We start from the raw sequence: 13,638 nt of genomic DNA, 5'->3' as shown, positions 1-13,638 counted from the left end.
GCCCCACCAGGCGCTGAAGATGAAAACCCCGGCTGAGGCATTCGCTTTAGCTGCTTAATCTGTGCAGGTTTCGCTGGGTCAATACATTCGAGCATTACAACGAGAAGCATCCCCATAGCGCGTTGAAATACCGCTCACCACGAGCATTCCGGCGCGCGACGGAATCAGCAACCTTAGTGTGAAGCTGTGTCCGGAATTACAGGGTCAACTCCAGCTATCTACAACAAGCCTCTGTGAGTTTTCAGAAAAGATGTCTTTGGACGGAGAATTTATCGATCTAGGTATACATGGAAAGATCGCATACCGAACACATCGATGCGCACCATCACTGAAATACGCACTATCGATGTCGTGTCACGACGCTTTCAGGTGCGGTAGACGAATACCCGTGTCCCGTTGGGGATGGTGTCCCACAGCCGCTTCATGGCTACTTCGGAACCAACCCCCATACATCCGTGGCTAGCCCCGTAGTACCCTTCCGACTGGAACTGGTACGACAAATGGAAGGCTTCACCAGTGGCAGGGAATTTGTCCCATGAAATAAACATCGCATATGGCATGGGTGTGCCATAGACACTGGACACGTGATTGCGACTCTTGCGTGCAATACGGCCGTAGCCTTCCCCCGTTTGATAACGGGTACCACGTGCGTCCCCCGGGCGAATATAAAACGACCACTGCGGCTTACCACCTTCATAGATAGTTGCAGTGTAAGTCGTTTTATCGACACAAATAATCCGCCGGGCCTTGGTGCACTCGCTCGGCGAAGTCGCTGGCGGGGCAGCGGAGTTAAAGTCAAAACCTGCCGGAAATGCCGGGGGGCCACCGACCGCATCATGCGGCTCAACGGCTGGGTTCATCGCCAGGGCACTAGCTGTTTGATCCTGGATCAATTTGATCGCTTGAGCCATGGGAGTTCCCGCGGGAGGTATCACCACCGATGCCGACGCTTCAGACGCGGACGGCGCAGGAGATGTTGCCGCGACATCCGATGCGACAGGCGATGGCGAGTTTGTCGCAACTGTGGAGGACGTGGTGACAGGGGGGGTACCGTCGGCGCTGCGTCCCGCGCGCGAGTTACCCGCGCCGATCACTATAACGGCTACGGCTCCTGCCGCCAGGAGCGAGCTAACCACAATACCTCGACGAACCCGTGAGTAACCCGTCATTAATTCTCCAAACGCGGTGCTTTGATTACCGCACGTTTTCCACGACCTGACCCGTGGCGTGAGCCACGGGGGGCCATCATAGTTGATTTCCCTCAGCATGCACGACGGCGTATGAAGGAATACCGACTATGCGTCAACGCCGGCGGAAATTTCACCCGTCGGGGTTTGGTGCACCACCCCGAGTCTGGTGGAGGCTCCAGCTATCGAGGAAAAGGAGAGAAGGGTGAGCGAGACGGAAAGCGCTTTTGAGGAAGTGGCGCGACGCATCGAGGGCATTCGATCAGCAACTGTTGGCGAGCGCCTAATATTGACCCCCACGGTTTTCATCTTAATTTGCCCCGCCCTGAGACAGCGTAGTAGATGTACGCCGATGTGGATAACTCTGCGTTGTCAGCGTCCTTTGTCTTTCTCCTCCCGCTTGTACGAACCTTCGCCGAATTCACCCTGAAGCGCCACGATTCGTTGCCGGTCTCCTCGATATGGCAATGATGCGCGAGGCGATCGATCAGCGCTCGTCGTCATCCTGGCATCGCCGAACACACTGGGCCATTCCTCGAAGCGCAGGTTGGTCGTGATCACCACGCTGGTGCGCTCGTACAGTTTCGAGAGCCGATGTCGATGTCGAGCATGTCATCAATATGCTCGCACTCGTGCGCGGCGAGTGTTTCGTCGCTTACGTATGCCTGGAGCGTCGTTGGGTCGTCTTGAGGACAGGTGTCACAGGCAATCGCCCGGTGGTTCTTATCGCTTTGCCGAAATTGAGTTCTGAGCTATTGAAAAACGGGCCCATAAGTCTCGCAACTTATGGGCCCGTTTTTCTCAGCTTATGCGTCTATCTACAACAAACCTTGTGGGCTCTCAGATTATATGTCTTTGCATACCTTAAAAAATCAAAGGCTTGCGCAAGTTTTTTGAGAAGTAGTCTGTTCCCCCTCGTCGAAATCCTGTCCTTAGCCTACAGAAGTTGCGAAATATGTGTCCACTCGCGACAATCCAAGCTGTCCCGATGCGGCCGGTCTATCCCGCTATGATTTGCGCGTCGCGGAAAGCCGACGACACTCCGCGTAGCGATTTCGAATCGCCGCGTGGCCCGGATCGGCAACCAGCTCAATATCGAGAACGTCCCCGATCTCCCACCCTTGCGCGGCCAATTCATTCCACAGCTCATCAGGGAGCTGCAAAATACCGTCGCCGCTCCCATCAGGAGAGTCCTGAACCTCGACGATCCAACGCTTTAGGGAAGTCACTTCGCAATCTCCGACTGGACAGTGCGCGATAGGAGGGATCGGCGGGACACCGCGTAATGAAAAGGTCGCGCCCCAATACACCGCGATGACGAACGAGGCGGCGCGAAGCCAAACTGCATCCTACACCGGGTTCATTGGTCTTCGGTGAAGGTCGCGCGTCAGAGACAGGAATCTCGAGTCCCGTTTCAAACATGAACACGTCGCCGTCGAATCGTGAATTTCGGGGCAATGCTCGAGCACTGCGATTGCGCGATTCATTTCTTGAATGAGCATCCAGCTCGCGAAGTTCATCAGGTAGAAATCATTGGAGTTCAAACTGTTCCTTGATGACGGTGAGCCTTGTCATCCTCTCTGTCCATTGTAGGTGGCAACCGCTTGCACTGAGTCTGCGAGCGATCGTCGAGGTTTGCCGAGAGCGAAGACGGAGCGCCGGGACCGACCCATGTTGTCCACTGCCATGGCATGGACGATCGCTAGCCATCCTGGCGACCATTCCGAATGTAACCGTAACGGGTGGAAGGTTACCCTTCCATGTTTGCCGGCGTCAGATAGGGGTATCAACGCCATCGCCGCGCGGAGTTTTTGGAGGCGAGCGCACCGTGCGTCTATCCATAAAAGGCGCCGGTCAAACTGGGCTATCTATCTTGGGACGTTTGACTGGAAGTCGTAATTGGAATGATAGGGTGATCACGAACATAACTGACGACATCGAAGCCAACAGGCCAAGTAATTTGATAGGCAGGTTTCCCGTCGCACGTTGTATCAGATTTCGCCTTTATGACCCAATCTGCTCGATGGAAACCATGAACTGAATCGGGCTGGCGCGCGACAATATCGAGCCATGCTGGAGAGGTAACTAGCGCGCCAGCTAGCGTCATCCGATCAATGGTGGCGCCATAAAAGCTCTCCGGATTGCCTAGGCAAGACTCTTTAAGGATCGCTCCACGTAAATCAGCGCCTGCCAATGTTTTAACGCGGAAATCCGAGTTGCTGATAACTGCATGCACAAGTGAAGCGCGCGCAAGATCCGCGCCAGCAAAGGAGGCATAGCGGGAAATCGTCCCATTCAGGTTCGCGAACATCAATGAGCTGCAGCTTAGGTCAGTTTCATCGAATGATGTGTGCGTCAGGCTAGCGCCCATAAGTGATGCGCCAATGAACCGCGATGCTGAGAAACTTGCGTCTGACATCACGATCCTGTCTAGATGCGCATCATCCATAAGCACCCTTGAAAAGTCGGCCCCAGTAGATATCAGTGGAGCCAAGTCGACATGGGCTTGTGCCAGAAAAAGCAGAAGTTGTGACCGCTCGGGACTGTACGCGCGATCAATGAGCTGATCGGCAAGCGGTGCTTTTTCCAAAATTTCCGCATCTGCGCGATCGATGGCCAAACCTGCTGTGCGCGCACTTTTCATGTTCAACTGGTCTACAAGCGCTGACGAACAATTGAGCTCCTTACTTTCCCAGATGGTCGGGTTTAATTCGTGAAACTGCAAATACTGGTAAGGCCTAAGCGCAACAGAGAGGGCTACTATTCGAGCACTCAACGTCGTCGATACGTGAAATAGTTGATCAGGGAGCTCATCCGCAATATGTTGCGCACGTCGCCCTTCTACCAATGAACTGCGCGTTTCGACACAGAAACGCGAGTCTTCATAGATATGACAGTACTGCCGTTGTTCTTCTTGTATGGCATCGAACGTAGCTACAACTTCCGCAAGTTGTCCCGCACGTCGAGTAGATTCAGCGATACGGTTTTGCTGCTCAGAACGCACGTTTTGCAGATAAGCGAAGGCGGCGGAAGCAGCCAAAATTACCAGTGTCAACAAGGCATTGACATAACTCCATCGCTGATTCCAGCGACTAGGCTTGGGGACTTCTGTGTTCGGGAGAGCAAATCGCTTTTTTAAACGGAGCCGTGAAGGTGAATTTTTTCGCATCGAATATCTGATTAATGTTGCAATAGGTGACGCGGTCGCATCTACTACTCCTTTGCTTGAGCGGTGACCCGCCGTAACGCCAAGGTATCGTGGTGCGGCTCCACCTAAAGCTTATCCCCGAGTACTCATCCCACTGTGTGCATTATATGGTCACGGTAGAGACGATGGTTTCGCGTGCTGTTGCGTTATGGGAACGTGATAGTGGTCGGCAGCAAGGATGAGCGCCGAGCGACGAACTCGGTCAAATTCTCCTGTAGCCAAATGGCGAGCCGGCTCGGAACGTCGCGGGTTGCTTTCAGCATGGCCGTTCCGTCGCTATAGATAAAATCTTTGTGGTTACGGACCAAGCGACCGGCGCAGACGACATCCACAAGGAACATGTCTCCGAAGCAGCAGCTCCGTATGTGTTCTCCTTGCACCTGATATACATCGATGTACGTCTTTCTTTGCGTCTCGATCTCGTAAATCTCCGCCGCCAGGAAGAGTAAGAAGAGTCCATCGCGGCATTTCCGGTAGCTCAATGGATCGCTGATGGCCAGGCGAAAGCAATCGACCGAGAAATCATTTGATTTCCGGGCAACCAGAAAGAAGTGTTTGTAGTCCAGAGCTTCGAAATCCACAACGTCATCGATGGCATCCAGCTCGCGAAAGTCGGGCCAAACTGGAATCATCACATTGAGCTGCTCTCCGTCAGCGCTCGCGCGCTCGATGAGATCATATGCACCGCGCAGGCTACGCCGCCAGTCAGTCGTTTTCTCCGCACCTGGAGCATCGCTGTATATGTGGTCGTACGTGCCTTCGATCCAATCACTACTGATCCAGAACTGTTCGGCGACGTATTCGATCATTTCTCTGCTGGAGGCTTCGGCGAGGCTCAGACTGTCCGAATAGATTGTGCGGCTCACACCAAACGACTGCAGTGCCTTTACCCCGTCTGTCGTCCGGACATCGTGCGCAGAGAAAAGATTGCGTAGACGCTGCCCAAGCCGATCTGCGTCAAGTAAATAAGGGCGGATTTCGGATCCAATTTCGGCCTCCAGCCTCTTGCAGGCTGCTTCCAGCTTTGCAGAATTGGCCTGTGCGACCAAGATCTTAAACAGGTCGCCCAAGTCGTAGATGTCTCGATCCGGATCGAAATCAAATGTCCCTCTCGACCTGGTGATTTGCTGGTTAACGTAAGTCTTTTGCTTGTCACGAAGAGCGATGAACTTCAGTGCTGAATAGGTGCCGTCTAAGCCATGCTCGAAAAATTTATTCAGTGTCTCAACGACCTTGGTTGTGCTCGCGGATAGGGTGACCTGAATAGCGCAGCCCGCTGTTAGCGAACCAAGATCAATGGCAGTAAAATTCGATTCGAGATTCAGATTGACGAGATCTTTGTAGTCGAAAACAATCTCTGCGATGTCTCTGGCCAATGCCTCACCGAATTTAGTGACATCCAACAGACCCGCCTTCGACTTCAGCTCAATATAGTGTTTATAAGCGGCCAGGTAGATCGCAAGGCGGTTAGCAAGGTCTTGAATCGAGCTCATAGGTACAGAAGATCATTCGGTTCAGTGGCATTGACGTTGGCAGCAGATGTTGAGCCCATCATCAAGTCCTCCGTGGATTAGCTAATTGCGCTGCACGCCTCTTGATATCAAATGCCGTAGCTATCGGCAAGGCAATGAACTGAGTCTCAGACATTTCCCCCCAGCCTTGGGTGAATGGTAAATAAAAGCTGACTATCCACTCCTCGCCAACTTTGTGGGCTGCATAGGGGTGCAGGATCTTGCCATCGCTCCATACACGGTCAAACCGAAACATCCCCGTTCGCGGATAGGCTCTGCTTTTGAGGCGCGCCTTTGTCATGCGACGCAACGCTTCATGCGGATAGCCCGGATGACTCGACGTATCTGCTTCGACGAGTGCAGCTTCGACGTGCTCTTCTTCCGTCAGGTGACAGTCAGCAATCCGAGCCTCGTCAAGGACCACCTCCTCAATCATATACGGCGGTCCCGCGTACCAAACCGTGTCATCTTCGGCAAGCTTAATGGCAGCTATCGAGCGCGTTCCAATATCCGTGCATCGCCACCAGAAAGGACCTTCCATAAATTCAAGACCAATCTGGAAATCCGTGAGCTTCATGTCGATCTCCTTGCGGGAGGCGAAACATTGTGGCCTGCCGCGACGTGAAATAGCGCCTCACGATTCCAGTCGCTCAAGAGCAGAAAGTATTGCCTGCATCCGTCGACACCGGGTCCGCACTTGGGCTCGATCCCCCTGGCACGGATGGTGGCGAGCAACGCTCGGGGCGTGGTGCAGCACTCTTTGGCCGCGCTTACGAGAGAAATGTACGTGGATCGGAAATTTTCGATTGCCGATCTATGCACAAGGCGGCATTCTCGATCGCGAAGAACACTAACCTCGCTTGCCAGAAGTCGCGTGCGCACCAGGTGGTAGCAAACCTCATCTTTTACTCCCAGCTTTCGCGCAGCGTCGGACACGCTGCACCACTCCTCATGTTCGTCACTCTCTGGTGCAAGCAGTTTGCTCAATGCATCGGGATCTATCATGAAGTCTCCGAAACACGCGGTATCACCGTCCAGATGCCACATGATCAGCCGACGCGTGCGAACGTGGTTCAGGAATAGACGCCAGGCACGCCGGGACCAAAGCAATTTACGCAACTGGGATCTTGCCGTTTGTGCGTTCGCGATCGGCGGATGGGTTACTCGATCTGATATCGCCTCCCAGCCAACGACAGATTGCACGGAAATAATCCATGGCTGGTTCGTCGATTCTCTCGGCAATACGTCCAGAAAGCCATCTTCCGCCATATGACGAACCCGCTTCCGTGGAAGCCCAAGCCGAACTGCTGCCTGCGCCAACGTCAAACCCCCGGAATATCGGCACGCGTTAGCGAGTATCGCTGACTTTGAAAACGCAAGATGAATTCGCTGCCGATGATGAGCCTCGTCCGAGACAAGTGGATTCGCTTGAGCAATGCGTCTCACCAGTGCCGGCGCAACTCCGCATTCCTTGAGCACACGGCCTGAAACCCAGTCGTGATCTTGCATTTCCTCAACCAGCCGTCGATGACGCGCTGTAATGGGACGCCGCCATGTCTGCGCAAGATAAGAACGGAACGCCTCTCTTACGAAGTTAAAGGGCTCCGGGGACAGCAGCTTGAACAAGGCTCCGTACAGCGCTCCGAACTGCTTCGAGATTTCGGTGTTATCAGGACCCGCGCCCGGTATGGTCTCAAGAAGGCGATACAATCCATTCGGCCAGTCATCAAGTGCCATAGCCGCGTGTCGGGCGATCATTACCGCTTCGCCCACGTTCGTGATCGCCGCGCTGCGCAGCGGCTTTTTCATGCCCCGGTTTGCGCTGTAGCTACCGAGTACGATGCACAGCGTAGAGAACTCATCCAGCGTCAGCCGTGCAAATGGTGCGCCAAGTTCTTTCCCATCCAGAAGATTTTTCATCCATTGGGCAATCACGTGCTCGTCCCCGGCCGTTGCTCCCGAGGGCGCTGCCTTGAGATCAGCGCCGCAGTCGCAGCGTGTCAACCCGAGACGGAACCAGGTCAGACTTTTAGTGCAAACGTGGCAGCGTTCCGACAGCACAATTCTGTGCTCCGGACAACACGCAACGAGGGTTAGATCCCACTCTCGTTTCCATACACTGCCCCCTGCCAGGCAGAGTGGGCAGAAACGCGCGCGTCGTAAATTCCATGTTCGCGCAGCACTCGATGAAGGACTCTGGCTCTCGGACAACAGGCTGGAAGGGAACGTAGCCTGCACAACGGAAAGCATTGAGCCGAGGGGTGCCAAATCGCATGCGCGCCGGGCACTTCTGCGAAAAATGCCGCATGTTCCGGCAAATCCGTTCGCGAGAGCCACCCGAAGCAAATAGGCTGGAAGTCCCTCTAATGGATCTGGTGCAGGGCGCACCAGTAGCGGGGATGTTGTCGGTTGCATGGAAAATCGTCAGTTCGTGACGTAAATAGACGGTACCCGATTCAAATGCGCGGGTACCGCGCGGAAGAGCTACGCCTCTGCCATGGCGAGCCGGATTCCCGGCTTTCCTTGCTGCATGCTCGAAACAAGCAAGCGGTGGATGAATGCAAATTTCGGTTCGGGTAGCTCACTGAACAGCGAAATGGAGGCTCGTCCCACACGACCAGGCGCGCCGTGCGCGAACCCGCCGATGAGGGGAGTCCGCACCCGGTGAATCAGGTCTTCGAATCCATGCGGCCAGGCCCGAAGCAGGCGACCTACATGCTCGACACGCCAGGAAATCGCGCGAATCCGCTTGGACTGCGTTACGGTGCGCCAAGTCCGGTGACTTTCCTCATTCAGCCTGCACAGGAACGAAATCGCTCTGAGCAGATCATTGAGATCGAGGTTGTTGAAGTCATCAGGAACATCCGGGCAGCGCGGTGGTAGGTCTCGCATGAAACTGAACTGCCATCGCCGGCACACAAGCCTGATAACTCGCATTTCATCATCGGATGCCGGAATGCTTTCCACGGTACCTAGATCGAGTCCGCATTGGCATAGGTGAAGCCGCGGCCGCATCATGTCGATTGCACGCTCGCATCTTGGGCAATGATCGAGCAACCGCGTAGCATGGAAAGGGCAGGCGGTAACCAATGTGAATGCGTGAACTGCGGGCAGATAGCCGGAGGTATGGATACAAACCGGACAAACCCGCTCGCACCGGCCTACGAGAAGGTGCTCCAGCCCAACAGTTGCTCCGTAGTACTGGTAGCGATGCCTTCGCGCCAAACCCTGGGAACCGGGGCCGCGCTCCAACGGAAGCAGGGCGCGAACCAGATCGACGTTCAGCCGACAAACCATCGCCAGCGCTGAGATCTCGCTCTGCAGCCGAGGCAAGGTACTGGCAATTCCAGCTGTGCGCAGAACAAGACCGGGCCTTGGTAGTCCGTTTGCTTCTGCCGTTCGCAATAGAACGGATGAAAACGATTCGCCCGGGGAGGGGGTAACGCCTATTAGCAGAGGACGGCCCATCAGAGTCCCTCCGCAAATGGCTCGCCCGTTTGCGTCAGCGGCAAGCCATTAAATTTCCTGTGGAACGGATCCCTGCTCGGTGGTGCCTCATCCCAGATATGGACGCGGAATGCTTTCGAAAAATCAGCGATGTCCACGAACCTCGCTTTCCGGGAAGCTGCTATTCGATATGCGCCGCCAATGATCTTGCACATGTAATCAACCAGCCCGCCGGTCGCAAAATGCAGCTGCTTGATGAAAGCGACCTGATCCAGATTCGCGCAAGGCAGCGGCATGTCCGTCATGAGCGCCTGGGCTACACCGACGAATGTTTCAAGATCGGGCATTTCCGCCGTCGAGAAAGGCTTGAATCGCACGATTCTTGAAAAGCGCCGCCGTAGCTGCTGGTTGACGTCGAGCACCCTCAACAACGAGGGGAGTCCTGCCAGGACAACCGAGACCCGCAGGCGATTGAGCAGGCCCTTAAGCCAGTCCGACACTTCGAGCAACCGACGCCTGGCTCCGTCTGCAAAATGCTGGAACTCGTCGAGCATGATGAGCTCGATGCCGCATCCCTCAACCAGCGTCACAATGCATTCGGTCAGGCGGGCCCCTGTTGCGCCGGGCGGAATCGTTGCGCCCATGGCAAGCAGGATAGCCTCAGCAAGTGACTTCACGGTAGGAGCCGACGGCACCTCTACATACAGAATCACTATGGCGCGCCTTGTCAGCTCGTCGCGCGGTGGAAATTGATCACGATATGCTTTGAGTACAGTTGATTTGCCACTGCCACTCGGCCCCACAAGCGCAAGTCCCGATACTTCGGCAGACTCCCGTTGCCATTCATGCAGTTCCTCGATCGCGGATTTCGCGGCAACAAAGTCAGGATGATCGACGATATTGTTTCGAACGTTAAAGTTGGTCATCGCTTGCTCCCTGGATGGTTGGTCAAGCGCTTCGAAACGGCAAACGCCGGGATATCTGCGATGACGGTATGGCGAGTATCATCGGGATCGGCATCCATTGAAGTGCCGGGAGGCGTAGCTGTTGAAATGGCACTCTCTCCCAAAAGGATCGATTTGCTTGAATGTCCTTCGAGCCTTGCTGCCTTGCGACGATCCGATATCCGGTGGCTGCGATAGAGTTCATCGATGTGGTCGCTTAGCGCGACGCGGGCGCGACGAAGAGAATCGATGTCGACCACCTTGCTCTCGCACCTCAGTTGATCTACCAGTTCCGCGTGCATATCCCGTGTGAGTCCAGTCGCGTATTGCAGATCCGTACAAGCCGCCTCGATGTACTCTTTGCGGGCCGGGTCGAATATCTGAACGGCGTCGACCCTGTCGCAAAAATACCGGACGCGCAGCTTTTCGCCTTCGGGCAACCGAAGCCTCAATGCTTGCAGGCCGTGGTTGTTGTAAGAGAGGTGATCGAAGGTGATTCCCCGATTGGTTACGACGCAATCCGTGGTACCGGCGAACGCAATTTCGAGCGCGTTCGGATCTTCGGCCATGTAGATGTGATGTTTTCGGCAGCTTTCTTGCCACACCATATGTGGCGTACGTTGACCCAAGCCCCGGTGGGGCGCATGCTGATAGACCTCGACTATCCATCGAACAACAAGTTTGGTCAGGTCTTCGAGGGTGACGCAGGCGAGACCCGCTGATTCATAGTCGCCACGCTCGGCCGTGTTCGACCACGTTGTCCCGGGAATATTGTGAAAGAGCTGCTCAGCTACCGTTCGCATAAAGCGCTCAACACGCCCCTTGTGCCACGGGGATCGACTTGGGCAATACGCCAGCTCGATACTGAGATCTGCACAACCATGTCGCAAGCCGGTTCCGTGGAACTCCATGCCGTTGTCCGCGACGATGAGGGAAGGTACCCCTCGCGCGGGCCAGTCGATATGTTCGAGACCAAGCTGTCGCAGCAGCGCGCCTTTGCCCAGCATTCCCATGCGAATTGCAGCACCAACCTCTTCCTGACCCGGTACGCGCGCGCTGATCTGAAATCCCATGACCATGCGGGAGTGCGCGTCAATGACGACCGTCAATATCGGCCGCACGATGACGATTCGGCGCTTTGGACAGACGCAGAGAAGATTGACCGGGGTGTGGTCGATTTCCCATCGCTCATTTATGTATTGCGTCCGGAGTGATCCGTACACGGGGCGGTATTTCCTCTTCGCAGCCAGGCGCCCTTCGCGGGCAACAGTCACCATGTACCAGTCCAACGTGTGGACGTGGCGATAAAGCGTGGCGCGGCTGATTACCGGTAAGGGTTCCGGCAGTTGCTTGTTTTTCTCCTCGATGGCTGTAACAACCCTGTCGTACAGGGATGCCACAGTTGGCCGCTGCTGATTGAGATAGTGCGTCTCGATAACGTCCTCAACGAGATCCAATAGCGCGCCATCGAGTACACTGATTCTTCCCTTGCGCTCGTGACGCGGAATAACATCAACGACATCTTCGGCGATGCGGTATCGCCGTTTCCAGCGGCAGAAGCTGCGGTAGCTTGGTGGTGCCTTCACGCCAAGGTTGGCAGCGACGCGCGCAAGAACGACTTCCGTGTACGGTTGGCCGGTGCATCCTTCGGTTGCAACTGCCCGAAGATATGCCAAGCGCATCTGCGCCTGCTGCACATCCTTCTCCTTGTACGTTGACGCGTCACGCCGTGAAACTTCAATCACGGGCGCTACTGCCTCAGCGATACTGTCGCGGTCGAGTTCCCACGCGGCTGATGCGTGACGTGCCCAAAGTTCGGTCTCGACAATACGCAACGGCTCTCCCTCGTCCGATTCCAAGAGAATCCGGCCGTCTGCCAGACGTCGCTGCACTGTCCAGCGAATAGAACCTTCCACGAAGACGATCGCGGGCTTAAGCAAAAATCTGCGCATGTCGCATCTCCGGTGGGTCAACGAAGATCTCGGCCGTCGACAGGAAGGGCAAGTCGAGGTCAATGCCAGCGGCACCATTTGCAAGCCAGGTGAGTGCGCGGGTTTTCGTGCGCGCGAGATGGATCAGTCCGCCGAACGTACGAGGCTGCATCCGGGCGACCAGATCGCGAGCCTCGTCAGCTTCGTTGCGACCAATCCGCCCGCGCCAGGGGCGAAGCAACCGGAGGGTGTCGCGACGGATGTCGGCTCCAGTAATCCTCTCGTCCCAGACGTAAAGAGGAAACCCTCGTTCGGCGAGGCCGGCTCGCGCCAAAGCCAGACGATTTGCGACCGAAGGACGACGAGCTTCCTGCGCCGGCTTGACCTCGATGAATACGATCGAGCCGTCGCGCAACGTCACCTCATAATCGGGCGTGTAGCTGAAGGGGTGGGAAATCGTGCCTAGCTGAAACTGCCGATCCTGGGCGTCACGGTAATGCACGACTTCCGGAGAAAACTCCAGGAGGAGGGCGGCCCCTTCCTCTCCCCAGCTGTGCCACGGTACAGACGGGGGGCTCTTGATCGACGGTATGAAGCCCCGGAAACAGGTACCGCTTCGTGTGATTTTTGAAGGCATGACATCGTCTCCGGCGCCCGGGCTGGGCGCGTGGAAAGGGGCGTCTCGGACCGTATGGGCGAGCGCCGACCGCGCGATTCGAAAAATCGCGCACCGTGGAGACGAACGGGATTGACTCGACCGGGGAAGCGGCTATACTGAGGTTTCCACACCGTTGTATAGTCGCGCGCCGCGCGATCGAGGAAGCCAGTCCATCTCAGATGTGATTGGCTTTTTCACTTTATGGCATCGATTTTCTCCTGGTCGTGCTTTCGGGCTCCGCTGGCGACAGATAAGGGCTTATGCGGTGAACCCCATCATTGGGTTCGCGATTGCAAGATTTGAGCAGGTTTCCACCTGGCTAAACGCGATCCCCGGGTTCTGATAGTCCCAGTAAATCCACTTCGGCTCTATGGCTGCTGCCCAGCTTGACGAAGCGACGCTAACATCACGCTGGTAGGGGCTTGGGACTCTATCAAGGTGCTCATCCACACCGCAATATCTTGCGGTCGCCAGAAGCGCTGACGTCCAATTCGAAGGCATGCGGGCGTCTCGCCTTTCAGATACATCGCGTCAAACTTCCGGCGCGAGATCCGCAGGATCGCTGCAAATTCGTTTGCGGTGACCAAGGCTTCCATAAATGACTCCGCTGATGCACGTTGATGCATTCTCAATGGGGGGCAAAATTTTCGCCAGATGCTATGAATGAGCTTCCCCTGAAATTTCGCCTTCCAGCAGGTCGCGTATAAACTCGACCCAAAGGAAGGAAAGCAGAGATGTTCAAGGTACCGCAC

At 55.6% G+C, this 13,638-nt stretch carries 11 protein-coding genes and 3 pseudogenes; all 14 read right to left on the bottom strand.

Going from position 1 to position 13,638, the window contains the following annotated elements; translation table 11 throughout:
• Positions 1-365: 365 nt before the first annotated feature.
• The gene (locus tag D1Y85_RS27275) at positions 366-911 is read right to left on the bottom strand and encodes a L,D-transpeptidase (RefSeq protein WP_185219138.1); all 546 of its coding nucleotides are present in this window, start codon (positions 909-911) and stop codon (positions 366-368) included.
• Positions 912-1,492: 581 nt separating this feature from the next.
• Positions 1,493-1,784: pseudogene (locus D1Y85_RS26640) on the bottom strand (ATP-binding protein); the annotation flags it as partial.
• A gap of 410 nt (positions 1,785-2,194) precedes the next feature.
• Positions 2,195-2,416, bottom strand: a complete 222-nt coding sequence (locus D1Y85_RS26635; RefSeq protein WP_221410346.1) for a hypothetical protein — start codon at positions 2,414-2,416, stop codon at positions 2,195-2,197.
• Positions 2,417-3,051: 635 nt separating this feature from the next.
• The gene (locus D1Y85_RS26630) at positions 3,052-4,356 is read right to left on the bottom strand and encodes a pentapeptide repeat-containing protein (protein WP_124154064.1); all 1,305 of its coding nucleotides are present in this window, start codon (positions 4,354-4,356) and stop codon (positions 3,052-3,054) included.
• Between the two features lie 185 nt (positions 4,357-4,541).
• Positions 4,542-5,888, bottom strand: coding sequence for an SMEK domain-containing protein (locus D1Y85_RS26625; protein ID WP_124154063.1), 1,347 nt, complete (start codon positions 5,886-5,888; stop codon positions 4,542-4,544).
• Between the two features lie 61 nt (positions 5,889-5,949).
• Positions 5,950-6,483, bottom strand: a complete 534-nt coding sequence (locus tag D1Y85_RS26620) for a hypothetical protein (protein WP_124154062.1) — start codon at positions 6,481-6,483, stop codon at positions 5,950-5,952.
• On the bottom strand, positions 6,480-7,841 hold the full coding sequence (locus D1Y85_RS26615) for a hypothetical protein (RefSeq protein ID WP_246025062.1): 1,362 nt from the start codon (positions 7,839-7,841) through the stop codon (positions 6,480-6,482). Before D1Y85_RS26615 ends, D1Y85_RS26620 begins: the two co-directional genes overlap by 4 nt.
• Before the next feature lie 132 nt (positions 7,842-7,973).
• A pseudogene (locus D1Y85_RS28170) lies at positions 7,974-8,321 on the bottom strand (TniQ family protein); the annotation flags it as partial.
• Positions 8,322-8,390: 69 nt separating this feature from the next.
• Entirely contained in the window at positions 8,391-8,873 is a 483-nt protein-coding gene (locus D1Y85_RS27805) for a hypothetical protein (RefSeq protein WP_246025061.1), read from the bottom strand.
• A 99-nt stretch (positions 8,874-8,972) separates the two neighbouring features.
• Positions 8,973-9,374 (bottom strand): annotated as a pseudogene (locus tag D1Y85_RS28165) (TniQ family protein); the annotation flags it as partial.
• The gene (locus tag D1Y85_RS26605) at positions 9,374-10,279 is read right to left on the bottom strand and encodes a TniB family NTP-binding protein (RefSeq protein WP_124154059.1); all 906 of its coding nucleotides are present in this window, start codon (positions 10,277-10,279) and stop codon (positions 9,374-9,376) included. The pseudogene D1Y85_RS28165 and the gene D1Y85_RS26605, both read right to left, overlap by 1 nt.
• Complete coding sequence (locus D1Y85_RS26600) at positions 10,276-12,249, bottom strand: DDE-type integrase/transposase/recombinase (RefSeq protein WP_185219137.1); 1,974 nt, start codon at positions 12,247-12,249, stop codon at positions 10,276-10,278. The genes D1Y85_RS26605 and D1Y85_RS26600 overlap by 4 nt, the downstream gene beginning before the upstream one ends.
• Positions 12,230-12,865 carry a TnsA endonuclease N-terminal domain-containing protein gene (locus tag D1Y85_RS26595; protein ID WP_124154057.1) on the bottom strand — a complete coding sequence of 212 codons (636 nt, stop codon included), beginning with the start codon at positions 12,863-12,865 and terminating at the stop codon, positions 12,230-12,232. The genes D1Y85_RS26600 and D1Y85_RS26595 overlap by 20 nt, the downstream gene beginning before the upstream one ends.
• Positions 12,866-13,254: 389 nt before the next feature.
• The coding region (locus D1Y85_RS27370) for a helix-turn-helix transcriptional regulator (protein ID WP_221410345.1) at positions 13,255-13,638 on the bottom strand (384 nt) is incomplete at its 5' end.

This window comes from Paraburkholderia dinghuensis, from assembly GCF_003837865.1.
Taxonomy (GTDB): domain Bacteria; phylum Pseudomonadota; class Gammaproteobacteria; order Burkholderiales; family Burkholderiaceae; genus Paraburkholderia; species Paraburkholderia dinghuensis.
Note: the sequence above shows the minus strand (reverse complement) of the source record. Positions and strands in the feature narration are given on the sequence as shown.